The organism is Pseudomonas sp. SIMBA_068 (assembly GCF_046534705.1).
GTDB classification, from domain to species: Bacteria; Pseudomonadota; Gammaproteobacteria; order Pseudomonadales; family Pseudomonadaceae; genus Aquipseudomonas; species Aquipseudomonas putida.
Genome location: NZ_JAWRYI010000004.1, coordinates 340592 through 366402, shown reverse-complemented (window position 1 = coordinate 366402; position 25811 = coordinate 340592). Strand labels below are relative to the sequence as shown.

19 protein-coding genes are annotated in these 25811 nt (G+C 63.5%); 14 read left to right on the top strand and 5 right to left on the bottom strand.

From position 1 onward, the window contains the following. The first annotated feature begins 291 nt into the window (after positions 1-291). From SB756_RS13295 to SB756_RS13265, 7 genes are all read left to right on the top strand, one after another. Complete coding sequence (locus SB756_RS13295; RefSeq protein WP_049276558.1) at positions 292-1209, top strand: glutamate/aspartate ABC transporter substrate-binding protein; 918 nt, start codon at positions 292-294, stop codon at positions 1207-1209. A 142-nt stretch (positions 1210-1351) separates the two neighbouring features. After that, positions 1352-2098, top strand: coding sequence for an amino acid ABC transporter permease (locus tag SB756_RS13290; protein ID WP_016488794.1), 747 nt, complete (start codon positions 1352-1354; stop codon positions 2096-2098). Beyond that, positions 2099-2770: an amino acid ABC transporter permease gene (locus SB756_RS13285; RefSeq protein WP_016488795.1), complete on the top strand. Its 672-nt coding sequence runs from the start codon at positions 2099-2101 to the stop codon at positions 2768-2770. Beyond that, positions 2767-3501, top strand: coding sequence for an amino acid ABC transporter ATP-binding protein (locus SB756_RS13280; RefSeq protein ID WP_410910947.1), 735 nt, complete (start codon positions 2767-2769; stop codon positions 3499-3501). Before SB756_RS13285 ends, SB756_RS13280 begins: the two co-directional genes overlap by 4 nt. A 69-nt stretch (positions 3502-3570) precedes the next feature. Then, positions 3571-5475 carry an ATP-binding protein gene (locus tag SB756_RS13275; RefSeq protein ID WP_410910946.1) on the top strand — a complete coding sequence of 635 codons (1905 nt, stop codon included), beginning with the start codon at positions 3571-3573 and terminating at the stop codon, positions 5473-5475. After that, the gene (locus SB756_RS13270) at positions 5472-6800 is read left to right on the top strand and encodes a sigma-54-dependent transcriptional regulator (RefSeq protein WP_016498199.1); all 1329 of its coding nucleotides are present in this window, start codon (positions 5472-5474) and stop codon (positions 6798-6800) included. The genes SB756_RS13275 and SB756_RS13270 overlap by 4 nt, the downstream gene beginning before the upstream one ends. Before the next feature lie 25 nt (positions 6801-6825). Further along, the gene (locus SB756_RS13265) at positions 6826-7161 is read left to right on the top strand and encodes a GlpM family protein (protein WP_410910945.1); all 336 of its coding nucleotides are present in this window, start codon (positions 6826-6828) and stop codon (positions 7159-7161) included. 55 nt (positions 7162-7216) lie between these two features. On the opposite strand, the gene SB756_RS13260 is transcribed toward SB756_RS13265, so the two are convergent. Next, complete coding sequence (locus SB756_RS13260) at positions 7217-8212, bottom strand: alpha/beta fold hydrolase (protein ID WP_410910944.1); 996 nt, start codon at positions 8210-8212, stop codon at positions 7217-7219. Between the two features lie 196 nt (positions 8213-8408). Here SB756_RS13260 and metR point away from each other — a divergent pair, with 196 nt between their 5' ends. Continuing rightward, on the top strand, positions 8409-9326 hold the full coding sequence (gene metR, locus SB756_RS13255) for a transcriptional regulator MetR (RefSeq protein WP_410910943.1): 918 nt from the start codon (positions 8409-8411) through the stop codon (positions 9324-9326). Here the strand turns inward: metR and SB756_RS13250 are convergent. Continuing rightward, complete coding sequence (locus tag SB756_RS13250) at positions 9310-9723, bottom strand: NUDIX hydrolase (RefSeq protein WP_049274817.1); 414 nt, start codon at positions 9721-9723, stop codon at positions 9310-9312. The two genes, metR and SB756_RS13250, sit on opposite strands and share 17 nt — an antisense overlap. Before the next feature lie 126 nt (positions 9724-9849). Between SB756_RS13250 and SB756_RS13245 the strand changes: the two genes are divergently transcribed. Together SB756_RS13245 and SB756_RS13240 are read left to right on the top strand one after the other, a co-directional pair. Beyond that, positions 9850-14130, top strand: coding sequence for a DEAD/DEAH box helicase (locus tag SB756_RS13245; protein ID WP_410910942.1), 4281 nt, complete (start codon positions 9850-9852; stop codon positions 14128-14130). A 272-nt stretch (positions 14131-14402) separates the two neighbouring features. After that, positions 14403-16022, top strand: coding sequence for an FMN-binding glutamate synthase family protein (locus tag SB756_RS13240; protein ID WP_410910941.1), 1620 nt, complete (start codon positions 14403-14405; stop codon positions 16020-16022). Positions 16023-16062: 40 nt separating this feature from the next. Here SB756_RS13240 and SB756_RS13235 read toward each other — a convergent pair whose 3' ends face one another. Then, positions 16063-17481 (bottom strand): amino acid permease, encoded by a 1419-nt coding sequence (locus tag SB756_RS13235; protein ID WP_016498193.1) that lies wholly within the window; start codon positions 17479-17481, stop codon positions 16063-16065. 391 nt (positions 17482-17872) lie between these two features. On the opposite strand from SB756_RS13235, the gene SB756_RS13230 reads away from it, so the two are divergent. The 3 genes from SB756_RS13230 (at position 17873) to SB756_RS13220 (ending at position 22411) form a co-directional block, all read left to right on the top strand. Then, positions 17873-21022 carry a transglycosylase domain-containing protein gene (locus SB756_RS13230; RefSeq protein WP_410910940.1) on the top strand — a complete coding sequence of 1050 codons (3150 nt, stop codon included), beginning with the start codon at positions 17873-17875 and terminating at the stop codon, positions 21020-21022. A gap of 89 nt (positions 21023-21111) precedes the next feature. Then, a complete protein-coding gene (locus SB756_RS13225) occupies positions 21112-21657 on the top strand; it encodes a PadR family transcriptional regulator (protein ID WP_410910939.1) in 546 nt (181 codons plus the stop codon). Next, positions 21650-22411, top strand: coding sequence for a siderophore-interacting protein (locus SB756_RS13220; protein ID WP_410910938.1), 762 nt, complete (start codon positions 21650-21652; stop codon positions 22409-22411). The genes SB756_RS13225 and SB756_RS13220 overlap by 8 nt, the downstream gene beginning before the upstream one ends. 120 nt (positions 22412-22531) lie before the next feature. Here SB756_RS13220 and SB756_RS13215 read toward each other — a convergent pair whose 3' ends face one another. Further along, positions 22532-23167 (bottom strand): Pr6Pr family membrane protein, encoded by a 636-nt coding sequence (locus tag SB756_RS13215; protein ID WP_016498189.1) that lies wholly within the window; start codon positions 23165-23167, stop codon positions 22532-22534. A gap of 1 nt (position 23168) precedes the next feature. Continuing rightward, a complete protein-coding gene (locus tag SB756_RS13210; protein ID WP_016498188.1) occupies positions 23169-23390 on the bottom strand; it encodes a VF530 family DNA-binding protein in 222 nt (73 codons plus the stop codon). Between the two features lie 164 nt (positions 23391-23554). Here SB756_RS13210 and SB756_RS13205 point away from each other — a divergent pair, with 164 nt between their 5' ends. Then, positions 23555-25603, top strand: coding sequence for a TonB-dependent receptor (locus tag SB756_RS13205; protein WP_410910937.1), 2049 nt, complete (start codon positions 23555-23557; stop codon positions 25601-25603). Positions 25604-25811: the final 208 nt, after the last annotated feature.

Here is a 25811-nt window from a genome sequence, read left to right as displayed (position 1 = left end):
CCCGAACCGGGCAATGCATAGTTACAGCAAGCACTTTCATGGAAGGTGTCGCAGCACCATACGTTCGGATAACCGAACGGTAAAAATGAATTCATTCGGTCAAACGAACTCTGCAGGGAGCTCTAGTCTGTCAAGCGCGAGCAATACAGGTGGTTTAGGGTCGACGCATGGCTTGGCACGAGTCATGCTCTACACTTGGAAGCCGAATGCACTCGCTTCTTGCTGTATTCGTTGAACGAAAGAGTCCGCCAACGGCTCCATAAAAAAAACAAACACGTCGAGGAAAATTTGATGCGTATCGTTCGTCAATTGCTGGGCGCCGCCATCGCGGCCGCTGTGATCGCTTCGCCGGCCATGGCCGAAGAACTGACTGGCACCCTGAAGAAGATCAAGGAATCGGGCACCATCACCCTGGGCCACCGCGACTCCTCCATCCCGTTTTCCTACCTGGCCGGCAAACCCGAGCCCGTGGGCTACTCGCATGACATCCAGCTGGCTGTCGTCGACGCCCTGAAGAAGCAACTGGGTACGGACATCAAGGTCCGTTACAACCTGGTCACCTCCCAGACCCGCATCCCGCTGGTGCAGAACGGCACCGTCGACCTTGAGTGCGGTTCCACCACCAACAACGTCGAGCGCCAGCAGCAAGTCGGTTTCTCGGTCGGCATCTTCGAAGTCGGCACCCGCCTGTTGACCAAGGTCAAGGACGGTGCGCCTGCATACAAAGACTTCCCGGACCTGGCCGGCAAGAACGTGGTGACCACCGCCGGTACCACCTCCGAGCGCATCCTCAAGGCGATGAACGCCGACAAGCAGATGAAGATGAACGTGATTTCCGCCAAGGACCACGGTGAAGCCTTCAACATGCTCGAAAGCGGCCGCGCCGTGGCCTTCATGATGGACGACGCGCTGCTGGCCGGTGAAATGGCCAAGGCGCGCAAGCCATCCGACTGGGTCATCACCGGTACCCCGCAATCGTACGAAATCTACGGCTGCATGGTGCGCAAGGAAGATGCTGCGTTCAAGAAAGCGGTCGATGACGCCATCGTGGGCTACTTCAAGTCGGGCGAGGTCAACAAGAGCTACGACAAGTGGTTCAATCAGCCGATCCCGCCAAAAGGCCTGAACCTGCAGTTCCCGATGAGCGACGAGCTGAAAAAGCTGATCGCCGAGCCGACCGACAAGGCTGCGGACGAGAAGAAGTCCTGATCCTCAGATAGTGGCCTGGTGCTCAACAGCACGAATCAATTCTGCAGGCCACTCATTAGTGTCTAACCTTTCATCCGAGGGCGCCAAGCGCCCCCGGATGCTCGAAGGTGCCCGTGAAACAACCGTCTGAGGGGAAATCCCGATGAATTACAACTGGGACTGGGGCGTGTTCTTCAAGTCCACCGGCGTGGGCAGCGAAACCTATCTGGACTGGTACATCACCGGCCTGGGCTGGACCATCGCCATCGCCATCACCGCCTGGATCATTGCGCTGCTGCTGGGGTCACTCCTCGGTGTCATGCGTACCGTGCCGAACCGCCTGGTATCGGGCATCGCTACCGCCTACGTGGAACTGTTCCGCAACGTGCCACTGCTGGTGCAGCTGTTCATCTGGTACTTCCTGGTACCGGACCTGCTGCCGGAAGGCTTGCAGGAATGGTTCAAGCAGGACCTCAACCCGACCACCTCGGCGCTGATCAGCGTGGTCGTCTGCCTGGGCCTGTTCACCGCCGCCCGCGTCTGCGAACAGGTGCGTACCGGTATTCAGGCGCTGCCCAAAGGCCAGGAAGCCGCCGCCCGTGCCATGGGGTTCAGCCTCCCGCAAATCTATAACAACGTGCTGCTGCCGCAGGCTTACCGGATCATCATTCCGCCGCTCACCTCCGAGTTCCTCAACGTCTTCAAGAACTCCTCGGTGGCGTCGCTGATCGGCCTGATGGAGCTGCTGGCGCAGACCAAGCAGACCGCCGAGTTCTCCGCCAACCTGTTCGAGGCGTTCACCCTGGCCACGCTGATCTACTTCACCCTGAACATGGGCCTGATGCTGCTGATGCGCATGGTCGAGAAGAAAGTCGCCGTGCCTGGCCTGATTTCCGTGGGGGGCAAGTAAATGGACATGGATTTCAGCGAAATCATCCCGGCCCTGCCTGCCCTGTGGGAAGGCATGGTCATGACCCTGCAGCTGATGGTCATGGGCGTTGTCGGTGGTATTGCACTGGGCACCATCCTGGCCCTGATGCGCCTGTCGTCGAGCAAGCTGCTGTCACGTGTGGCAGGGGCCTACGTCAACTACTTCCGCTCGATCCCGCTGCTGCTTGTAATTACCTGGTTCTACCTGGCGGTGCCGTTCGTGCTGCGCTGGATTACCGGCGAAGACACGCCAGTGGGTGCGTTCACGTCTTGCGTGGTGGCCTTCATGATGTTCGAGGCCGCGTACTTCTGCGAAATCGTGCGTGCTGGCGTGCAGTCGATTTCCAAAGGCCAGATGGGCGCCGCGCAGGCGCTGGGCATGAACTACGCGCAAACCATGCGCCTGATCATCCTGCCCCAGGCCTTCCGCAAGATGACCCCGCTGCTGCTGCAGCAAAGCATCATCCTCTTCCAGGACACCTCGCTGGTGTACACCGTGGGCCTGGTGGACTTCCTCAACTCGGCACGTTCCAACGGCGATATCATCGGGCGCTCCCATGAGTTCCTGATCTTCGCCGGCGTCGTCTACTTCATCATCAGCTTCTCCGCTTCGTGGCTGGTCAAGCGCCTGCAAAAAAGGATCACCGTATGATTTCCATCAAGAACGTCAACAAGTGGTACGGCGACTTCCAGGTACTGACCGATTGCAACACCGAGGTCAAGAAAGGTGAAGTGGTGGTAGTCTGCGGCCCGTCGGGCTCGGGCAAGTCCACCCTGATCAAATGCGTCAACGCGCTGGAGCCGTTCCAGAAGGGCGACATCGTGGTCGACGGCACGTCGATCTCCGACCCGAAAACCAACCTGCCGAAGCTGCGTTCGCGGGTGGGCATGGTGTTCCAGCACTTCGAACTGTTCCCGCACCTGACCATCACCGAGAACCTGACCATCGCGCAGATCAAGGTACTGGGCCGGAGCAAGGAAGAAGCCACCAAGAAGGGCCTCGCCCTGCTTGAGCGGGTGGGCTTGTCAGCGCATGCGCACAAGCACCCTGGCCAGCTTTCCGGCGGCCAGCAGCAGCGAGTGGCCATCGCCCGTGCGCTGTCAATGGACCCGATCGTCATGCTGTTCGACGAACCCACCTCGGCACTGGACCCGGAAATGGTCAGCGAGGTGCTGGACGTAATGGTGCAACTGGCCCACGAAGGCATGACCATGATGTGCGTGACCCACGAAATGGGCTTTGCCCGCAAGGTCGCCAACCGGGTCATCTTCATGGACAAGGGCAGCATCATCGAAGACTGCACCAAGGAAGAGTTCTTCGGCGATCAGACTGCCCGCGACCAGCGTACCCAGCACTTCCTCAGCAAGATCCTGCAGCACTGATCCGGCCACAGCATCCGCTGCCACGGGACCCACCGGGCAGCGGATGCTGGTCGTGACAAGGCCACTGTGATGAAATGCGACCCCTCGCTACTTCGCCCTGCCAAGCCTGCCGTGAAATCCCGTCTGATCCGCCAATTGCTGTTACCGCCACTGATCATCCTGCTGATGGTCGGCTTAGGGCTGGCTGGCTACCTGATCAGCGAGAGCAACGGCATCCGCACCCTCAGCGAAAACGGCGAACGCCAGCTGGAGCTGCATGCGCGCACGGTCGAAAGCGAAATCAGCAAATACACCTACCTGCCGAGCCTGCTGGAGCTGGAGGACAGCGTCTCGCACCTGCTCACCGACCCGGACGGCGGCTCCCGCCAGGCGGTCAACGAATACCTCGAGGGCCTGAACAGGCGCAGCCGCAGCCGCGCCATTTTCGTACTCGATACCAATGGCCGGGTACAGGCCACCAGCAACTGGCGCGACGCCGACTCGTTCCTCGGTGAAGACCTGTCGTTCCGCGCCTACTTCCAGACCGCCGTGCGCGGCGAGCCCGGGCGTTTCTACGGCATCGGCAGCACCACGGGCGAGGCCGGCTATTACCTGGCCCATGGGCTTGAAGAGCACGGCAAGATCATTGGCGTGGCAGTGATCAAGGTGCGCCTGGACACCCTCGAAGAGCGCTGGCAGCGTGCCCGCCTGGAGGCGTTCGTCAGCGACGAAAACGGCATCATCATCCTTTCAAGTGACCCGGCCCGGCGCCTGAAATCGGTGCGCCCGCTGACCCCGCAAATCAAGGAGCGCCTGGCGCGCAGCCTGCAATACTACTGGTGGCCGCTCAACGAACTGCAGCCACTGGCCCGGGAAACCCTGGCCGATGGCGTGGAAAAACTGACCTTCCCGGCAAACAGCGAAACTGCCCAGGGCAAGCCGCACGAAGTCGCCTACCTGGCCCAGACCCGGCGCCTGGCCGACACGCCTTGGCACTTTACCCTGCTGACCCCGCTGCAGGACCTGCGCCGCGAATCCATGGTGCAGGGCATCCTGGTGGGCGTGGCATTTGCCTTGCTGGCAATACTCGGCATTGCCTGGAACGAGCGACGCAAGGTCATCGCCACTCGCTTGGCGGCCCGCGAGGCCCTTGAGGAAGCCAACAGCCAGCTGGAACGGCGCATTGCCGAACGCACGGCGGACCTGCGCGCCAGCAACGAACGCCTGAAAGGCCAGATTCGCGAGCGCCGGCATGCCGAGCAGACCTTGCGCCACGCCCAGGATGAGCTGGTGCAGGCTGGCAAGCTGGCCGCCATCGGGCAGATGTCCACCAGCATTGCCCATGAGCTGAACCAGCCGCTGGCCGCGCTGCGCACGTTGTCTGGCAACACCGTGCGCTTCCTCGAACGCGGGGCACTGGAAACCGCCAGCACCAACCTGCGCACCATGAACGACCTGATCGACCGCATGGGGCGTATCACCGCCAGCCTGCGCTCGTTCGCCCGGCGTGGTGAAGACAGCGGCCAGGCCTCGCTGGCCAAGGCAGTTGAAGCCACCTTGCAGGTGCTGGCCAACCGCATCAGCGCCTGCCATTTGCAGTTGCACCACCAGTTCGAGGACCAGCAACTGGCCATCGACCAAACCCGCCTGGAGCAGATCCTGCTCAACCTGATCGGCAACGCCCTCGATGCCATGGCCGCGCAACCGTTGCCCGAGCTGTGGCTGGAAGGCGAGCTGCAAGGCGACAAGTACCGCCTGCAGGTGCGCGACAATGGCCACGGCATCGACGCCGAGGCGCGCAAGCACCTGTTCGAACCGTTCTTCACCACCAAACCGGGCGAACATGGCCTGGGCCTGGGCCTGACCCTGTCGGCGAGCCTTGCCGCCGCCGCCAAGGGCAGCCTCAACGTCGAGCACCCCGTCACCGGCGGCACGGCCTTCGTCCTGGCCCTGCCCCTGGTCTCCCCCCCTAGCGAATCGGCAGAGCACCCATGAACCAAGCGCCTCTTACCGTCCTGATCGTCGAAGACGACCCGCATGTGCTGCTCGGCTGCCAGCAGGCCCTGGCCCTGGAGGATATCGCCTGTGAAGGCGTGGGCAGCGCCGAACAAGCGCTGGAACGCATCGGCGACGATTTCGCCGGCATCGTCGTCAGCGATATCCGCCTGCCGGGCATCGATGGCCTGGAGCTGCTCAACCGCCTGAAGGCCCGTGACCGCAGCCTGCCGGTGGTGTTGATCACCGGCCACGGTGATATCGACATGGCGGTCGGCGCCATGCGTAATGGTGCCTACGACTTCATGGAAAAACCGTTCTCCCCCGAGCGCCTGGTCGACGTGGTGCGCCGCGCCCTCGAACATCGCGGGCTGTCGCGCGAAGTGGTGGCCCTGCGCCGCCAACTGGCCGAGCAGAGCAGCCTGGAGGGGCGCATCATCGGTCGTTCGTCGGCCATGGAACACTTGCGCGAACTGATTGCCAACGTCGCCGATACGTCGGCCAACGTGCTGATCGAAGGCGAGACCGGCACCGGCAAGGAACTGGTCGCCCGCTGCCTGCACGATTTCAGCCGACGCCAGGGCCAGCCCTTTGTGGCGCTGAACTGTGGCGGCCTGCCGGAGAACCTGTTCGAAAGCGAAATTTTCGGCCACGAGGCCAACGCCTTCACCGGCGCCGGCAAACGCCGTATCGGCAAGATCGAACACGCCAATGGTGGCACGCTGTTCCTCGATGAAGTGGAGAGCATGCCGATCAACCTGCAGATCAAGCTGCTGCGCGTACTGCAGGAACGCACGCTGGAGCGGCTAGGTTCGAACCAAAGCATCCCGGTGGACTGCCGGGTAATCGCCGCGACCAAGGCCGACCTCGACAGCATGGGCCAGAGCGGCCAGTTCCGCAGCGACCTGTACTACCGCCTGAACGTGGTGACCCTCGAGCTGCCACCCCTGCGCGAGCGCCGCGAAGACATCACGCAGCTGTTCGAGCACTTCCTCCAGCAGTCCGCACTGCGCTTCGACCGTGAAGCACCGGCGCTGGACAGCCAGATCCTCTCACGCCTGATGGCCCACGACTGGCCGGGCAATGTGCGCGAGTTGCGCAACGTGGCTGAACGCCATGCCCTTGGCCTGCCAGCCTTCAAGAAAGGCCCCAGCGGCGGCGCCAGCCAGGGCCTGGGCTTTGCCGAAGCGGTGGAAGCATTCGAACGCAACCTGCTCGGCGATGCCCTGCAACGCACGGGGGGCAACCTGAGCCAGGCCAGCCAGGAGCTGGGCATGGCCAAGACCACGCTGTTCGACAAAGTGAAAAAGTACGGCCTCGGCTGACCTCAACCTGAACTGGAAAGACAACGTGGATCTGGTATTCAAAGCTGCCTTGGGCGCTGGCGTGGTGCTGCTGCTGGCGGTGCTGTCGAAGACGCGCAACTACTACATCGCCGGGCTGGTGCCGCTGTTTCCCACCTTTGCCCTGATTGCCCACTACATCGTTGGCAAGGGGCGCAGCATTGCCGACCTGAAGACCACCATCCTGTTCGGCATGTGGTCGATCATTCCGTATTTCGTGTACCTGGCGACCCTGTACGTGCTGGTCGACCGCCTGCGCCTGGAGGCGTCGTTGGCGCTGGCCACAGTAGCGTGGCTGATAGCCGCGACCGTGCTGGTGACCTTGTGGGTGCGGATGCACTGATCAAAATTCGCGCTGGCTTCTTCGCGGGCTTGCCCGCGAAGAAGCCAGCGCGGAGTCACAGCCCTGCGATGTGCTTGACCTCTTGCCTATGCGCCTGCAAATAAGGCAATACGGCCCCCAGCAGCGGCGCCTTGAACGGCTCCTGAAAGCGGTGCGCCAGCCCCGGTATCAGCCGCAGCTGGCTGCCTTGAATGTGCGCCGCCAGGTGCACACCGTGCATAACCGGCAACAACGGGTCGGCCGTGCCATGCACCACCAGGGTCGGCACACGAAGCTGATTCAAAAGCTCGACACGGCTCGGTTCGGCCAGTATCGCCATGATCTGGCGCTTGGCCCCGTCGGGGTTGAACGCCCGGTCATAGGCGACTGCCGCCAGGTGCAGCAACACAGCGCGGTCGTCCCGCACCTCGGGGCTGCCAAGGGCCGCCAGCAGGTCGGCCTGCTGCTCGATGGCCACTTCGCGGTTGGGCGCGCTGCGCCGGGCCAGCAACTGCACCAATGCCGGATCCGGCGCCGGCAGCCCAGCCGCCCCTGAACTGGACATGACCAAGGTCAGGCTGCGCACGCGCTCGGGTGCCACGGCCGCCAGATGCTGGGCGATCATGCCGCCCATGCTCACGCCCAGTACATGAAACTGGCGCACGCCCAGCGCGTCCATCAGGCGCAAGCCATCATCGGCCATGTCCGTCAGCGTATAGGGCGCCGCCACCGGCAGGCCCAGCTTATAACGTAACAGCTCGACCGTCAGGTTGGCCGACGGAGGCATCTGGTTCCAGCGCGACAGGCCAACATCGCGGTTGTCATAACGGATCACCCGAAAGCCCTGGCGGCACAAGGCCTCGACCACATCGTCCGGCCAATGGATCAGTTGCCCGCCCAGGCCCATGACCAGCAGCAAGGCCGGGTCACCAGGCGCCCCAACGCTCTGGTACACCAGGCTGACCGCACCCAGTTCGGCACGCTGCACCGGTACCTGGGCGTCACAACGCTGTTCGGCGAAACTCGCAGGTACGCTGAATATCAAGAAAAGAAAAAGCCAAAAAGCCCGCATGGAAGAAACACCAGAATGCAGATCCCCAGTAGAGCGCGAGTCTGATGAATTCTGTTCGGGCGCGCTGCCACAGTTCGGTGACAGTTTCATGACTCCCGCCAGGCGGTGCGGCCGAACGCCCAGTCGACAGCCGCGCCAACATGAGAGAAACTCAACTCATTCCCTGTTTCTTCAAACCTACACCCCGGAGTCAGCAGTGCTGGAGATCCGTCACCTGAAAACCCTTCATGCCCTGCGCGAAGCCGACAGCCTGGTGGAGGCCGCCGAACGCCTGCACCTGACCCAGTCGGCGCTGTCGCACCAGTTCAAGGAGCTGGAAGAGCGCTTGGGCCTGCCCATTTTCGTGCGCAAGACCAAGCCGATCCGCTTCACCAGCGCCGGGCTGCGCCTGCTGCAACTGGCCGATGCCACCCTGCCACTGCTGCGCGGCGCCGAGCGTGACATCGCACGCCTGGCCGGTGGCACTGCCGGGCGCCTGCACATGGCCATCGAATGCCACAGCTGCTTCCAGTGGCTGATGCCGACCATCGACCAGTTCCGCGATGCCTGGCCGGAAGTTGAGCTGGACCTGGCCTCCGGCTTTGCCTTCGCCCCCCTGCCAGCACTGGCCCGCGGTGACCTGGACCTGGTGGTGACCTCCGACCCGGTGGACCTGACAGGCATCACGTACGTGCCGCTGTTCACCTACGAGGCAATGCTGGCAGTGGCCAACCAGCATGCGCTGGCCAGCAAGCCCTACATCGTGCCACAAGACTTGCTTGACCAGACGCTGATCACCTACCCGGTGGAGCGCGACCGCCTGGACATCTTCACCCGCTTCCTGGAGCCGGCCGACATTGAGCCGGCCGCCGTACGCACCTCGGAGCTGACGGTAATGATGATGCAGCTGGTAGCCAGCGGCCGTGGGGTATGCGGCATGCCGCACTGGGCACTGCACGAGTACAGCTCGCGCGGCTATGTGAAGGGCAAACGCCTGGGTGAGAAAGGCCTGTTCGCCACCCTTTATGCCGCCGTGCGCACCGACATGCTCGATGCGCCTTACATGCGCGACTTTTTGCTGACCGCCAAAGACACCTCGTTCGCCACCCTCGATGGGGTCAGCGCGGTGCGTTGAGTGCCTGGCGGTACAGCGGCAGGATCAGGTCGCGGGTCAGCGGCGCCAGTTGCATGACGGGCGCCTGGTCAGCGGCCAGCCAGACAACCTCTTCGATCTCCGCAGCCGGGACCACGGCTGCGGCGCTGTCGACACGGAACAGCTCGGCCTGCACTTCGAAGCCTGGCTCGTTGGCGGCTGGGGCACTGAACTGGCCCAGGTGCACGGCCTGGGCCGGGTCGATGTGCAAGCCCAGCTCCTCGTGCAACTCGCGCACCAGTGCCTGCACCGGCGTTTCACCGGCATCGATCTTGCCGCCTGGCTGCATGAAAGCGCCGGTGCCGCGCTTGCGCACCAGCAGGGTTCGGCCCTGAGGGTCGATCAGCAGGGCGGCGGCGATGCGGATTATGTTCGGCATGAATCAGCTCACTTAATAAATCAAAGAAGATATCGCCTGCGCCGGCTCTATCGCCGGCGCAGGCAACATAGCATCCGCGACGAACGGCCTCTTGCCAACCCGCCGCATACCCTCCATAACCAACACATGAACCTGCCCGCCAAACACCACCCGGTGCTCGAGCTGTTCCATCCTGCCGTGCGCACCTGGTTCCGTCGCCATTTCGCCACGGTCACTGAAGCCCAGGCACAAGCCTGGCCGCTGATCCACGCCGGCCAGTCGATGCTGCTCGCCGCGCCGACTGGCTCGGGCAAAACCCTCAGTGCTTTCCTGGCGGTGCTCGACGAACTGTTCCGTGAAGGCCTGGAGCACCAAGGCGAACTGCCCGCGCAAACCCAGGTGATCTACGTTTCGCCGCTGAAGGCCTTGTCCAACGACATCCGCCTCAACCTGCAAGCCCCGCTCGAAGGCATCAGCCAGGCCCTCGCAGACCAAGGCCTGAAAGCCCCACGCATCACCACGGCCGTACGCACGGGCGACACGCCTCAAAAGGAACGTGCCGCCATGCGCAAGCTGGCCCCGCACATTCTGGTGACAACCCCCGAATCGCTGTACGTGTTGATGGGCTCTGCTTCAGGCCGTGAAGGCCTGGGTAACGTGCATACGGTAATCGTCGACGAAATCCACGCCCTGGCCGGCAACAAGCGGGGCGCCCATCTGGCGCTGACGTTGGAACGCCTGCAAGCCTTGTGCAAACGGCCACTGCGGCGCATCGGGCTGTCCGCCACACAACGCCCGGTCGAGCGGGTGGCAGAGTTTCTGGCCGGCAGCGGGCGCCCCTGCGCCATCGTCGATGTAGGCCATGCGCGCCAGCGCGATCTGGCCATCGAAGTGCCGCCGGTGCCACTGGGCGCGGTGATGGCCAACGATGTCTGGGGCCTGGTCTACGACCGCTTGGCGACCCTGGCGCGCGAACACCGCACCACGCTGGTATTCGTCAACACCCGGCGCCTTGCCGAGCGCATCACCCGTCACCTCAGCGACCGGCTGGGCAAGGAGGCGGTAGCCGCGCACCATGGCAGCCTGTCCAAGGAGTTGCGCCTGAACGCAGAACAGCGGCTCAAGAGCGGCCATTTGCAGGTGCTGGTAGCCACCGCTTCGCTGGAGCTGGGCATTGATATTGGCGATATCGACCTGGTGTGCCAAATCGCCTCGCCGGGTTCGATTGCCGCCTTCCTGCAACGGGTTGGCCGCGCCGGCCACCAGGTTGACGGTGTGCCTAAGGGGCGCCTGTTCCCCACCTCACGCGATGACCTGATCGAATGCGTGGCCCTGCTGGACTGCGTGCGCCAAGGCGAACTGGACGAGTTGCACATACCCCGGGCACCGCTGGACGTACTGGCCCAGCAGATTGTCGCCGAAGCCAGCAACCAGGACTGGCACGAACAAGCCCTGTTCGACTGCCTGCGCCAGGCCACCCCCTATGCCGAGCTCGACCAGCGCCACTACCAGGCGCTGCTCACCATGCTCGCCGAGGGCTATAACGGCCGCCAGGGCATCCGCAGCGCCTATTTGCACCGCGATGCGGTCAGCGGCACGCTGCGCGGCCGTCGCGGCAGCCAACTGACGGCGCTGACCAGCGGCGGCACCATCCCTGACAACGCCGACTACACCGTGCTGCTGGAACCGCAGGCGCTGAACATCGGCAGCGTCAATGAAGACTTTGCCGTGGAGAGCATTGCCGGCGATATCTTCCAGCTGGGCAACGCCTCTTATCGCATCCTGCGCGTCGAGCCGGGCCGCGTACGGGTGGAAGATGCCCATGGCCTGCCGCCGACCATTCCGTTCTGGCTGGGTGAAGCGCCGGGGCGCAGTGACGAGCTGTCTGCCGCCGTAGCCCGGCTGCAGGCGAGAATCGACCAGCAACTGGATCAGGCTGACGGCGACAGGCTGAAGGTACTCGCCTGGGTGCAGGCTACCTTTGAACTGGGCGAAGACAGCGCCAGCCAGTTGCTCGACTATCTGGCCCGCACCCGCGAGGTGCTTGGCGCCCTGCCTTCGCAGGACACGCTGGTGATGGAGCGCTTTTTCGATGAGTCGGGCGGGACCCAGCTGATCATCCATTCACCCTACGGCAGCCGCATCAACCGCGCGTGGGGCCTTGCCTTGCGCAAGCGCTTCTGCCGCACCTTCAACTTCGAGCTGCAGGCTGCCGCCAGCGAAGATGCCATCGTACTTTCACTGTCGACCAGCCACAGCTTCGAGCTGGACGAGGTGTGGCGTTACCTGAACAGCCGCAGCGCCGAGCCGATCCTCGTCCAGGCCCTGCTGGATGCACCGCTGTTTGGCGTGCGCTGGCGCTGGAACGCTGGCGTGGCCATGGCGCTGCCACGCTTCGTGGGCGGGCGCAAGGTAGCGCCGCAGATCCAGCGCATGAAGAGCGAAGACCTGGTGGCCGCCGTGTTCCCAGACCAGATCGCCTGCCTGGAGAACATTGCCGGCGAACGGCAGATACCCGATCACCCGTTGGTCGAACAAACACTCGACGACTGCCTGCACGAGGCGATGGACAGCGAAGGTTGGCTGGCCCTGTTGCGACGCATGGAAAGCGGGGCGGTACGCCTGCTGTGCCGCGACCTGCCCGCCCCTTCGCCACTGGCGTCGGCCATTCTCAACGCCAGGCCGTACGCTTTTCTGGACGATGCCCCGCTGGAAGAACGGCGCACCCAGGCTGTGCTCAACCGACGCTGGAGCGAAGTGCGCAGTGGCGACGACCTGGGCGCCCTGGACGCTGATGCCATTGCCGCCGTCGCGGCCGAGGCCTGGCCGCAACCGGGCAATGCCGACGAAATGCACGAAGCGCTGATGGGCCTGGGCGCGATCAGCCAAGCTGAAGTGCAAGGCAATGCCAGCTGGGACCTGCTGCTCAGGCAACTGGCCAAGAACGGGCGGGCCTTGCGCCTGGCGGACGAAAAACTGTGGTTGGCGCGTGAGCGACTGGGCCTGCTGAGGGTGCTGTATTCGGATGCTCTACTGGAGCCTGCGTTGCAGGTGTTGCCAGGGTTTGATCAGGCCATCGACCCGGACCTTGCCCTGGGTGAACTGTTACGTGCCCGCCTGAGTGGCCATGGCCCCAGGACCGCGACACAGATTGCGGCACCGCTTGGCAAGCCGTTGCAAGCAATCGAACAGGCGCTGGCCCGCCTGGAAGCCGAAGGCTATGTGCTGCGCGGGCATTTCAGCCCTGGTGCCACCGACCTGCAATGGTGCGAACGCCATTTGCTGGCGCGCATTCACCGCTACACGGTCAAGCGCCTGCGCCGCGAGATCGAACCGGTCAGCCTGCAGGACTTCATGCGCTTTCTGTTCGACTGGCAGCACCTGGCGCCCGACGAGCATCTGCGTGGCCCGCAGGCGGTGGCCGAAGTACTGGGCCAGTTGCAGGGGTTCCCCAGCGCCGCCGGTGCGTGGGAGGCGGAACTGCTGCCTTCGCGCATCAAAGACTACAGCCCGCACTGGCTGGACGATGCCTGCCGCAGCGGCCAGTTCGCCTGGAGCCGGCTGGCGGCAACGGTGGCGAGCAGCACCCTATCGAGTACCCCAGTGGTGCTGCTGCCGCGCGACCAGCTGAACACATGGCGCAGCCTGGCGCCCGCACCAACGGTGGATGCCCTTGGCCTGCGTGCGCAACGTGTGTACGAAGCGCTGAAAACCCAGGGGGCGCTGTTCTTCGATGAACTGGCGCAGGAGGCGCACCTGCTGCCCACCGAACTGGAAACCGCGCTGCAGGAACTGGTGGGCTCGGGCCTGGTCGGCGCTGACAGTTTCACCGGCTTGCGCAGCCTGATCACGCCTGCGGCCAAGCGCAGTTCACGTAATAGCCGCCGAGGTCACCCGCCGCTTTCCAGCAGCATGGCGCATGCCGGGCGCTGGGCACTGCTGCGCCGCAGCGATACGCCGCCGGATCACGACCAGCGCCTGGAGGACGTTGCTCGCACCCTGCTGCGCCGCTATGGGGTGATCTGCTGGCGGCTGCTTGAGCGCGAGAGTGATGTGCTGCCGCCCTGGCGTGAACTGCTGCGCTGCTATCACCGGCTGGAGGCGCGTGGCGAGATCCGTGGCGGGCGCTTCATTGCCGGGCTGGCGGGTGAACAGTTCGCCTTGCCGGAGGCGGTGGGGTTGCTGCGGCAGGTGCGCCGCCGCGACCCGGACGGGACGTTGCTGGTAGTGAGTGCCAGTGACCCGCTGAACCTGATCGGCTCGTTGCTGCCCGGGGCGAAAGTGCCGGCGGTGGGTGGTAACCGCTTGTTGTATCGCGACGGGGTACCGGTGGCGGTACGGGTGGCCGGGCGTTACACGTATCTGGTCGAGGCGCCCGCACAAGAGCAGGAAATCTGGCACCGGAAGCTACTGCGCAACACGCTCTGAAAAGCAGCACCATCACTCAGGCTACCGCATAAACCTGTAGGAGCAGCCTTGTGCTGCGAAGAGGCCGGTAAGGCGGAAGATTGTCTTTGGCTGCAATGGCCTCTTCGCAGCACAAGGCTGCTCCTACAGGATAAGTGCCACGGCGCAGGTCTTGCCCGATTCGAGAATGATTTTCGCTACCCCGATTTTAATTTGCAGGGCCCTGCAACTTGGCTATGGTCGGGGTTTGCCCCCAGGCCCTGAGCCTGACCGCGCCATCGCAAGGACCCTGTATGAGCCTGTCACTACTCAGTCGCTATGCCTTCTTCGCAGCCTGTGTGCTGTTCACCTTGGCGAGCCTGCCCTTCATCCACCACGAATGGCTGTGGCCGTTCACCCTGACCACGGGCATCCTCAGCCTGATCGGCCTGTTCGACCTGCTGCAGCAACGCCATGCCGTACGTCGCAACTACCCGATCCTGGGCAACATCCGCTATCTGGTCGAGGCCATTCGCCCGGAAATCCGCCAGTACCTGCTGGAGTCCGACAGCGACGCCCTGCCATTCTCCCGCGCCCAGCGTTCGCTGGTGTATGCCCGGGCGAAGAACGAAGCCTCGGACAAACCGTTCGGCACCCTGATCGACGTGTACGAGTCCGGCTTCGAGTTCATCGGCCATTCCATGCGCCCGGCGCCGCTGGCCGACCCGGCCAGCTTCCGCGTCATTGTCGGCGGGCCGCAGTGCAGCCAGCCGTACTCGGCCTCGATCTTCAACATTTCGGCCATGAGCTTCGGCTCGCTCAGCGCCAATGCCATCCGCGCCCTCAACCAGGGCGCCAAGCTGGGCAACTTCCACCATGACACCGGCGAAGGCAGCATCAGCCCCTATCACCGCGAGCATGGTGGCGACCTGGTCTGGGAGCTGGGCAGCGGCTACTTCGGTTGCCGCACGGCGGACGGGCGCTTCGACCCCGAACGTTTCGCCGCCCAGGCGCGCAGCCCACAGGTGCGCATGATCGAAATCAAGATGAGCCAGGGCGCCAAGCCCGGGCACGGCGGCATCCTGCCCAAACACAAGGTCACCCAGGAAATCGCCGAGACCCGCGGCGTGCTGATGGGCGAAGACTGCATTTCGCCGTCGCGCCACAGCGCTTTCTCCACGCCGATCGAGATGATGCAGTTCATTGCCCAGCTGCGTGAGCTGTCCGGCGGCAAACCGGTCGGCTTCAAATTCTGCCTGGGCCACCCGTGGGAGTTCATGGGCATCGCCAAGGCCATGCTGGAAACCGGCATCCTGCCCGACTTCATCGTCGTCGATGGCAAGGAAGGCGGTACCGGCGCCGCACCGGTGGAGTTCACCGACCATATCGGCGTACCGCTGCGCGAAGGCCTGCTGTTTGTGCACAACACGCTGGTTGGCCTGAACCTGCGTGACAAGATCAAGCTAGGGGCCAGCGGCAAGATCGTCAGCGCCTTCGACATCGCCAGCGTGCTGGCCATCGGTGCCGACTGGGCCAACTCGGCGCGCGGCTTCATGTTCGCCATTGGCTGCATCCAGTCGCAGAGCTGCCACACCAACAAGTGCCCGACCGGCGTGGCCACGCAAGACCCGCTGCGCCAGCGCGCCCTGGTGGTGCCGGACAAGGCCCAACGGGTGCTGAACTTTCACCACAACACCTTGCGTGCCCTGGCCGAAATGCTGGCGGCGGCGGGCCTGGAGCACCCTGCGCAGCTGGAGGCCAAGCACCTGGTGCGGCGCGTCTCGGCCACCGAGATCAAGCTGTTCTCGCAGATGCATGTGTTCTTGAAGCCGGGGGAGTTGCTGACCGGCGAGGTGGATGGGCAATTCTATTCGCGCATGTGGCAGCTCGCCCGGGCCGACAGCTTTGAGCCGCACAGCGAAGTGGCGGCCTGATAGAGCCCTGGGGCCGCAAAGCGGCCCCAGAGGTTTCAGATCAGGAAGCAGTACTGGCTACACCTTGCACGTCTTTCGGCGCCAGACGGAACGCGTAGTACAGCACCGTCAGCAGCACCAGGAACGCCGGGCCGATGTACAGGGCCACACGGGTATCCTCGAAGTACGCCATCAAGCCAACCACCAGCACCAGGAAACCCAGCGCCAGGTATGAGCTCAGCGGCCACAGCCACATGCGGTACTTCAGCGCCTTGCGCTCGGCGGTAGTCAGGCCGGCACGGAACTTGAGCTGCGCCAGCAGGATCATCACCCAGGTCCAGATCGCACCGAAGGTGGCAATCGACGTGACCCACACAAACACCTTTTCCGGCACCAGGTAGTTGGCCAGCACGCCCAGCAGCAGCGCGCCAATCGACAGCAGCAGCGCATTGCGCGGTACGCCGTTTTTCGAGGTGCGGGCGAAGGCCGCCGGGGCCTGGCCGTTCTGCGCCAGGCTGTAGAGCATGCGCCCGGTGCTGAAGATGCCGCCGTTGCACGACGACAGCGCCGCGGTGATGACCACGAAGTTGATGATGCCGGCGGCGGTCTTGATGCCAAGGCGCTCGAAGGTCATGACGAACGGGCTGCCCTGGCTGCCGATTTCGTTCCACGGGTAGATCGACAGGATCACGAACAACGCGCCGACGTAGAACAACAAGATGCGCCAGAACACCGAGCCAATGGCCTGCGGGATGGTCTTTTGCGGGTTGCGTGCTTCGCCGGCGGTGAGGCCGATCATTTCCACACCCAGGTAGGCGAACATCACCATCTGCAGCGACATCAGCACGCCGGTCACGCCATTGGGCATGAAACCGCCGTTGCTCCACAGATTGGAGATACCCAACGCCACACCGTCATTGCCGAAGCCGAAGGCAATGACGCCGATGCCGCCAAGGACCATGGCGATGATGGTGACGATCTTGATCAGGGCGAACCAGAACTCGAATTCGCCAAAGGCCTTAACCGCCACCAGGTTGACCGCGCCCATGCTGCCCAAGGCCGCCAGGGCCCAGATCCAGCGCGGTACGTCGGGGAACCAGATGCCCATGTAGATGGCCACTGCGGTGATTTCGGCAACGCAGGTCACCAGCCACAGGAACCAGTAGTTCCAGCCGGTGAGAAAGCCCGCAAGCGGGCCGAGGTAGTCTTGGGCGTAGCGGCTGAACGACCCGGCGACCGGGTTATGCACGGCCATTTCGCCAAGGGCGCGCATGATCACCAGGATGGCCAGGCCACCGATGATGTAGGACAGCATGATAGCAGGGCCGGCCATTTCGATGGCTTTGGCCGAACCGAGGAAAAGACCGACGCCGATACAGGCGCCCAGCGCCATCAGGCGGATGTGCCGTTCGCCCAGTTCACGCTTGAGCGGGCCGCCTTCATTGGCCTGGCCATGGGCAGAGTGGTTGCCGACTGGCATAGCAATACAACCTCATTTTGTTATTGGATTTGACCTTCGTGCAGCACCGGCCATGCCGATAGGCGTGACGTAGGCTTGCCAGGCTGGCCTCGTGGGCCGGCCCGTATGCCGGGGTAGAGCGCCCGGCAGGGCGAAGGGGCCGAGCAGTATAGGAAGACCGTTGCAGGGATTTTCGCTGTATATACAGGAATAATCAGCAAGTTTTCTGGCGGGCGCAGCGGCCCTGAAAGCTGCCCCGGCACCATAGCAACATCGCCGTATCAAGAAACCCACACCAAAGCCGCATAGCCCTACCCCGCTTTTCTCCACCTCCTACAAAATTTTCACCTCACCCGCTCAACGTCTAAGCTTCAGTCAAGCAAGACGAAAACACCTGGCCGGATTGAAGACTATGGGCGCACTGTGGCAATCGGAACCAAGCAGAACGGAAGCACCCGAGATACCTCCGGCCGAGACGCCACAACCGAAGTCCCCCCGTCAGCGTCGGCTATGGTGGCGGCTGATCATCCTCATCCTGCTGGTGGCGCTGGTGGCCATCGGCTTCGCTGCATATGACGAATTCCGCACCTCCGAACTGCAATCACGCGAGTTCAGCAAACTGGCCGGTACCCTGACCTACTCGCTGGAGCCCGGCCCTAGTGATGCAATCATCTACCCCGGTGACGGGCCGTTCGACAGACGCCTTGGCTACAGTGCCCTGGGCGAATTCCTGCCACGCCTGCTCAAGCGCGACTACCTCATCACTGAGCAGGTAAAGTTCTCACCCGCGCTGATGAACTACGTCGATCATGGGCTGTTCGCACCCTATATCGAGAAGATTCAGGCCGGCCTGTCGATCACCGACTGCCGCGGCGACACGTTGTACCAGTACAACTACCCGCAGCACTTGTACCCGGACTTTGCCGCGATCCCGCCGGTGATGGTCAACAGCCTGCTGTTCATCGAGAACCGCGACCTGCTCGATACCCAGGACCCGCGCAACAATCCGGCCGTGGACTGGCCCCGCTTTGCCAAGGCCGCCTACAGCCAGGTGGCCAAGTACCTGGCTTTGCCCGGTCAGTCTGCGGGCGGTAGCACGTTGGCGACGCAGCTGGAAAAGTACCGCCACTCACCGGACGGCCTGACCGTGTCGGGTGCCGAGAAAATCCGCCAGATGATTTCTGCCAGCGTGCGTGCCTACCAGGGCGGCCCGGATACCACCGAAGCACGCCAGCGCATCGTGCGCGACTACCTCAACAGTGTGCCGCTGTCGGCCGTGCCTGGGCACGGCGAAGTGCACGGCATGGCCGAAGGCTTGCGGGTGTGGTATGGCGCCGACTTCGACCAGGTCAACCAGGCCCTGAATTCCACCGCCAGTGACGCTCAAAGCATGGCCGCACGCGGCCTTGCCCTGCGCCAGGTGCTGTCGCTGATGATTGCCCAGCGCCGCCCGTCCCACTACCTGACCAAGGGCCGGGTCGAGTTGGCCGAACTCACCGATTCGCACATCCGCGTGCTCGCCGCCAACAAAGTGATCGAGCAGCCACTGGCCGATGCCGCACTGGCCAGCAAGGCGGTCTATCGCGACTGGGTAGCGCAACCAACCATCGTGCCGATCGTTACCAACAAGGGCATCAGCCTGGCGCGCAACCGTCTGGCAGCCATGCTCAATCGCCCGCTGTACGACCTCGACCGCCTCGATGTGTCGGCGACCAGTACCCTGCAGGCCGACCTGCAACTGCAGGTCAGCCAGTACCTGAAGAACCTTGCCGACCCGGAGTTTGCCGCGCAGATGGGGTTGATCGGCGAGCGCCTGCTCACCTCCAAGACCACCGACCAGGTCAGCTACAGCTTCACCCTGTTCGAGCGCACCGCCGACGGCTCGCGGGTGCGGGTGCAGACCGACAGCACCAACCAGCCTTTCGACATCAACGAGGGCAGCAAGCTGGAACTGGGCTCCACCGCCAAGTTGCGGGTGCTGACCACGTACCTGGAGATCATCGCCGAACTGCACGACAAGTACGCCGGCAAACCCGCTGCCGAGCTGAAGAAGGTCGATGTCGCCGAACTCGACCGCATCACCCAGTGGTCGCTGGAATGGCTGACGCAGAACAGCAAGAACCAGAGCCTGGACGCCATGCTCGACGCCGCGCTGGAGCGCAAGTACTCCGCCAATACCGGTGAAGCCTTCTTCACAGGCGGCGGCATGCACGTGTTCAACAACTTCCGCAAGGAAGACAACAGCCGCAACCCGACGCTCAAGGATGCGCTGCGCGAATCGATCAACCTGCCGTTCATTCGCCTGATGCGCGACCTGGTGCGCTACGTGACCTACCAGCAGCCGTACAACCGCGTGCCGCTGCTCAAGGACGACGCCGACCCTCGCCGCCAGGAATACCTGGCCCGCTTCGCCGACAAGGAAGGCACCAACTACCTGATGCGCTTCTGGAAGAAATACCAGCGCAAGACCTCGCAGCAGCGCCTGGACACCTTCCTGGACAGCATGCGCGTAACCCCGCAACGGCTGGCGGCGGTGCACCGCTACCTGTTCCCCGAAGCAGGGCAGGAAACCTTCAATGCCTTCGTACGTGCCCACCTCAAGGGCGACAAGATTACCCTGGGCAAGCTGACCGACGGCCGCCTGTCAGAGATGTATGACGCCTATGGCCCGGGCAAATACGACCTGCCCGACCAAGGCTACATTGCCAAGGTCCACCCGCTCGACCTTTGGCTGCTCGGCTACCTGCTGAAGAACCCGAGCTCGACCTTGACCGAAATGGTCAACGCCAGCCGCTTCGAACGCCAGGAGGTGTACAGCTGGCTGTTCAAGAGCCGCCACCAAGGGGCCCGCGATAGCCGCATCCGCACCATGGTCGAGATCGAAGCCTTCCTCGACATCCACCAGCGCTGGAAACGCGTGGGCTATCCATTCGACCACCTGGTGCCCTCGCTGGCCACCGCCATCGGCAGTTCGGGCGACCGCCCCGCCGCCCTCTCCGAACTGGTCGGCATCATCCAGAACGACGGCATACGCCTGCCTACCTTGCGCATCGACACCCTGCACTTTGCAGCCAACACACCTTATGAAACCAAGTTGATCACCGACCCGGACCGGGGGGTGCGGATTCTGCCGGTGGAAGTGGCACGCGCACTCAAAGGCGCCATGTCGCAGGTGGTCGATGCAGGCACTGCGCGGCGTATTTCCGGCAGTTTCAAGCTGCAGGACGGCACGCCGCTGGTGATGGGGGGCAAGACCGGTACCGGTGACAACCGCATCGAAAGCTTCGGCGCCGGCGGTCGGCTGATCGGATCGCGCTCGCTGAACCGTACCGCCACCTTCGTGTTCTTCCTGGGCGACAACCACTTCGGCACCCTCACTGCCTTTGTGCCGGGGCGCTCGGCAGAGGCGTTCAAATTCACCTCGGCGCTGCCGGTGCAAGTGCTCAAGGGCATGGCACCGATCCTCATGCCATACCTGCAGCCGGGCAATCCGAATGAATGCAAACCGCCGCAGGCTGCGGTACATACGCCACCGCCGGCAGGGAACGTATCGAATGACTAGATGATAATCATCTGCATTAAAGGGGTTGTCTTTAGATATATCTTGAGTAATATCTTAAGATATATCGCAAACGACGGAGCCCTGCCCCCATGCGTGAACACACCCCCCGTGACCCCTTCGAGCGGCGCCCCGCCCGCGGCGAGCGCGGCCCACGCGTCTTCGCCCCCGGTGACCTCAAGCTGCTGATGCTGGACCTGCTCGCCGAGCAGCCCGGCCACGGTTACGACCTGATCCGCCAGATCGAAAACCTGTTCGACGGCAGCTACAGCCCTAGCCCAGGGGTGATCTACCCCACGCTGAATTTTCTTGAAGAGGCCGAGCTGATCAGCGGCCAGGTGCAGGGCAGCAAACGCCTCTATGCCATCACCGACGCCGGGCGCAGCGCCCTGGCCGAGCAAGCTGTCGCGCTGGACGGCGTGCGCATGCGCATCGAAGTCAGCAAACGCGCCCTGCGCGGCCACGACCGCCCGCCAGAAATCCATGAAGCGGTCGGCAACCTGCGCCACGCACTGCACATGCACAGCGGCCGCTGGACACCGGAAGAAATCCAACGGGTCCGCGACTTGCTCAACCATACCGCCAAGGCCATCGCCTCCGGGCCGGCCGAACCTGTCGGGGAGACTTCCCATGAGTGACACCATCCACCGCGTCAACCACGAGATCCGCCAACGCCGTCTGCAGGTAATGCGCGTCACCGAGCTGACCCCACGCATGCGCCGCATCACCCTCGGCGGTGCCGAACTGCAAGGTTTCAGCAGCGTCGGCAGTGACGACCATATCAAGCTGCTGTTCGCCGAAACGCCGGAGCAACAACAGGCCATCGAGGCCCGTAATATGGGCCGGGACGGTGGCGCACGGCCCACCATGCGCGAGTACACGCCACGGCGCATCGACCTGGTGGCCAATGAACTGGACATCGACTTCGTGCTGCACGGTGACGGCCCAGCCTCCACCTGGGCCGCCCAGGCCACCCCGGGGCAAACCCTGGACATCGCCGGGCCACGGGCATCGATGGTGGTGCCGGATATGTTCGACAGCTACCTGCTGATCGGTGACGAAACCGCCATTCCGGCAATTGGCCGCCGGTTGGACGAACTGCCGGCTGGCCGCCAAGTGCTGGCGGTGATCCAGATCGAAGACGAGCAGGAGCGCCAGCCGCTGCCAAGCAAGGCGCAAGTCGAAGTTATCTGGGTGCGCCGCCGGCAGGAAGATTTGCTGGCCTTGGTGAAGAACCTGACCTTGCCGCAAGGCCGGTTGTATGGCTGGGTGGCGCTGGAAAAAGCCCTGACCCGCCAGGCCAAGGCGCTATTGCTGGAAAAAGGGGTGCCTGAGGATGCGCTGAAGGCTGCGGCCTACTGGCGTGCCGACGGAGCTGCGGACGACGAGTGATATTGGTTGCCTACACCGGCCCCATCACCGGCAAGCCCGCTCCCACAGGTACTGCACTGCCCTAAAGGTTTGTGAAGTACCCTGTGGGAGCGGGTTTACCCGCGAAGAGGCCAGCACAGGCTATGCAAATTTCCGCACCCCGCGCCACCGATCCAGCCCTAGCAGCACCAACCCGATCCCCCAGAACCCCGCCAGCACCCCCAGGGCATTGAGCATCACCTGCCCATATCCCAGGCTCGCCACATCGATGAACGGGTAGGCGTATACGCCAATCTCGCTTCCCCGCCACAGCGCATAGGCGAAGTACACCGCCGGGTACATCGCCCACACTGCCAGGTGCCATAGCCGCAGGCTGCCCTTGGGCACCTCGCACCACCAGTACAAGGCATACAGCAGCGGCATCACATCGTGCAGCAACTCGTCCGCCAGCCACTGCCAGCCTTGCGGGTGCCACAAGTGGCGCAGCAACACGCTGTAGGCCAGCGCCACCAGCACGATGCTGGCTGCCACTGCAGCACTCACCGACGGCGACAGGAAGAAGCGCCTGGCGCGGCCTTCACGACCGAACGCTGCATAACTGAGCACCGTCGCCACCAAGGTGTTGGTCAGCACGGTGAAATAGCCGAACACATTGATCAGGCCGCCAATCAGGCTGGCCTGTTCCTGCCAGCGCGCCAGCAGCACCAGGTATACCTGCACGGTCAGGCCGAACCAGCCCAGCACGGCCATGCCGGTCAGCCAGGGGCGGCGCGGCATATCAGGCCTTGCGCTGCAGCTTCACGTACAACTGCTCGACCTTTTCTCGCGCCCACGGCGTCTTGCGCAAAAAGGCCAGGCTCGACTTGATGCTGGGGTTGCTCTTGAAGCAACGCACATCGATGCGCTCGGCCAGGCCCTGCCATTGGTAGTGCGCCACCAGCTCGGTGAGGATCTGTTCAAGGGTCTTGCCGTGCAGCGCGTTGTGTTGGGCCGTGCTCATGCTGTGCTCCGTAGGAAAGATGCGCACCTTACACGAGTGTAGTGGCGGGTGGGATGCGTCAAGCCCACAGAAAAAATGCTGGCCAGGGGCAAAACCTCTGTGCTGAAATAGTTATGTTATGTTGTAACACTATAAAAGCATCTGCCAAGGAACGCCCCATCCCCATGCTGTACTCACCGCTTCGCCTCTCCCCCCTTGCCGTCGCGCTCTGGCTGGCTGCGTCGCCCAGCCAGGCCGTGGAACTCGAACCCCAGGTCATCACCGCCAACCCATTGGGCAACCGCCAGTTGGCCGCCCCCAGCACCGTGCTCGAAGGCGACAACCTGCTGCAGCAACAGCACGGTAGCCTCGGTGAAACCCTCAACAAGCAGCCCGGTGTCGCCTCGACCTGGTTCGGCCCGGGCGCCAGCCGCCCGGTAATCCGCGGCCTGGACGGCGACCGCATTCGCATCCTGCGCAATGGCGTCGGCGCGCTGGATGCCTCGTCGCTGTCCTATGACCACGCCGTGCCGCTGGACCCGGTCACTGTCGACCGCGTCGAGATCGTCCGTGGCCCGGCCGCCCTGCTCTACGGCGGCAACGCCATCGGTGGCGTGGTCAACACCTTCGACAACCGCATCCCGGATGCACCGATCGAAGGCATCCACGGTGCTGGTGAGTTGCGCTACGGTGGCGCCGACACCACGCGCAGCAGCGCCGGCAAGCTGGAGGCAGGTAACGGTGCCTTCGCCCTGCACCTGGATGCCAACAGCCGTCAGTTCAACGACCTACGCATCCCCGGCTACGCCCGCAGTTCCAAGGTGCGTGACGCCGATGAGCCCGGCAGCAAACACCGCCTGGAAAACAGCGACGGCCGCCAGGACGGCGGTGCAGTCGGTGGTGCCTATCACTGGGATCATGGTTACGCCGGCCTGTCGTACAGCGGCTACGACAGCAATTACGGCTCGGTGGCAGAGTCCGGTGTGCGCCTGGACATGAAACAGGACCACTACGCCTTCGCCTCCGAGCTGCGCGACCTGGACGGCCCGTTCAGCTCCGTCAAGGTCGATGCTGGCTATACAGATTACGAACACAGCGAGATCGAAGAAGGCGAGGTGCACACCACCTTCAAGAACAAGGGCTACGAAGCACGTATCGAAGCCCGCCATCAACCGCTCGGGCCGGTGGAGGGGGTGATCGGTGCCCAGGTCAGCCGCAACGAATTCTCTGCCCTCGGCGAGGAAGCCTTTGTCCCACACACCAACACCGACAGCCTGGCGCTGTTCATGCTGGAGCAATGGCAGGCCACAGAGCGGCTGAACCTGAGCCTGGGGGCACGCATGGAGCACACCCGGGTAGACCCGGACGCCAAAGGCAACGAAAACTTCGTCGATGCCGACAGCGCCAGCAGCTTCAACGCCTTCAGCCTGTCCTCCGGTGCGGTGTACCAGCTCGACCCGATCTGGTCGCTGGCCGCCAACCTTGGCTACACCGAGCGCGCCCCGACTTTCTACGAGCTGTACGCCAATGGTGCGCATGTGGCCACCGGCGCCTTTGAAGTGGGTGACGCCAGCCTGAACAAGGAAAAGGCCATTTCCGCCGACCTGGCGCTGCGCTTCGACAATGGCACCCACAAAGGCAGTGTCGGGGTGTTCTACAGCCACTTCCGCAACTACATCGGGCTGATCGGCACCGGCAACCTGCGCGAGGGCGGACATGACCACGACCATGGCGAGGATGACCACGACCACGATCATGACCACGAGGGCTTTCCGGAATACCAGTACCAGGGCGTGCGGGCGCGCTTCTACGGCATCGAGGCGCAGGACCGCTGGCAGCTGGTCGAGAACCGCTACGGCACCTTCGCGCTGGAGTTGTCCGGTGACTACACCCGGGCCAAGAACCTCGACAGTGGCGAACCTTTGCCACGCATCGCCCCGCTGCGCCTGAACAGCGGCCTGGTGTGGGAACTGGACCGCTGGCAGGCGCGGGTCGATGTGCAGCATGCCGCGTCGCAGCACCGCAAACCGGCCAACGAAACCAGCACCGATGGCTACACCACACTGGGTGCAAGCGTTGGCTACCGCTTCGAAGTTGGCCAGAGCCAGTGGTTGGCGTTTGTACGCGGCGAAAACCTGACCGACCAGACCGTGCGTTATGCCAGCTCGATATTGCGCGATATCGCACCGGCACCGGGGCGCAGTGTGGAAGTGGGGTTGCGTACCACCTTCTGAAATCGCGGGGGCGCTTTGCGCCCCCTTCAGACCATTGTTACCCGCTGAACAACAATCCCCTGCGACAATTTGTCTTTTTTTCTTACAACTTCCGCTATATCCTTCCCGCCTGAAGCTGAATCGCTTCACTGAAACCATCTTGTCGCCATATCCATTGAAGGGCACGCCCTTCGATGCGCTTGCCGTTTTTTCAATAATCAAAAGATAG

What these genes read in the sequence shown, in the direction of transcription:
- SB756_RS13230 (WP_410910940.1), top strand. Translation starts at nt 17,873, where the DNA reads ATGGGCGCACTGTGGCAATCGGAACCAAGCAGAACGGAAGCACCCGAG.
- SB756_RS13215 (WP_016498189.1), bottom strand. Translation starts at nt 23,167, where the DNA reads ATGCCGCGCCGCCCCTGGCTGACCGGCATGGCCGTGCTGGGCTGGTTC.
- SB756_RS13245 (WP_410910942.1), top strand. Translation starts at nt 9,850, where the DNA reads ATGAACCTGCCCGCCAAACACCACCCGGTGCTCGAGCTGTTCCATCCT.
- SB756_RS13270 (WP_016498199.1), top strand. Translation starts at nt 5,472, where the DNA reads ATGAACCAAGCGCCTCTTACCGTCCTGATCGTCGAAGACGACCCGCAT.
- SB756_RS13210 (WP_016498188.1), bottom strand. Translation starts at nt 23,390, where the DNA reads ATGAGCACGGCCCAACACAACGCGCTGCACGGCAAGACCCTTGAACAG.
- SB756_RS13225 (WP_410910939.1), top strand. Translation starts at nt 21,112, where the DNA reads ATGCGTGAACACACCCCCCGTGACCCCTTCGAGCGGCGCCCCGCCCGC.
- SB756_RS13285 (WP_016488795.1), top strand. Translation starts at nt 2,099, where the DNA reads ATGGACATGGATTTCAGCGAAATCATCCCGGCCCTGCCTGCCCTGTGG.
- SB756_RS13290 (WP_016488794.1), top strand. Translation starts at nt 1,352, where the DNA reads ATGAATTACAACTGGGACTGGGGCGTGTTCTTCAAGTCCACCGGCGTG.
- SB756_RS13235 (WP_016498193.1), bottom strand. Translation starts at nt 17,481, where the DNA reads ATGCCAGTCGGCAACCACTCTGCCCATGGCCAGGCCAATGAAGGCGGC.
- SB756_RS13205 (WP_410910937.1), top strand. Translation starts at nt 23,555, where the DNA reads ATGCTGTACTCACCGCTTCGCCTCTCCCCCCTTGCCGTCGCGCTCTGG.
- SB756_RS13295 (WP_049276558.1), top strand. Translation starts at nt 292, where the DNA reads ATGCGTATCGTTCGTCAATTGCTGGGCGCCGCCATCGCGGCCGCTGTG.
- SB756_RS13240 (WP_410910941.1), top strand. Translation starts at nt 14,403, where the DNA reads ATGAGCCTGTCACTACTCAGTCGCTATGCCTTCTTCGCAGCCTGTGTG.
- SB756_RS13280 (WP_410910947.1), top strand. Translation starts at nt 2,767, where the DNA reads ATGATTTCCATCAAGAACGTCAACAAGTGGTACGGCGACTTCCAGGTA.
- SB756_RS13220 (WP_410910938.1), top strand. Translation starts at nt 21,650, where the DNA reads ATGAGTGACACCATCCACCGCGTCAACCACGAGATCCGCCAACGCCGT.
- SB756_RS13250 (WP_049274817.1), bottom strand. Translation starts at nt 9,723, where the DNA reads ATGCCGAACATAATCCGCATCGCCGCCGCCCTGCTGATCGACCCTCAG.
- SB756_RS13275 (WP_410910946.1), top strand. Translation starts at nt 3,571, where the DNA reads ATGAAATGCGACCCCTCGCTACTTCGCCCTGCCAAGCCTGCCGTGAAA.
- SB756_RS13260 (WP_410910944.1), bottom strand. Translation starts at nt 8,212, where the DNA reads ATGCGGGCTTTTTGGCTTTTTCTTTTCTTGATATTCAGCGTACCTGCG.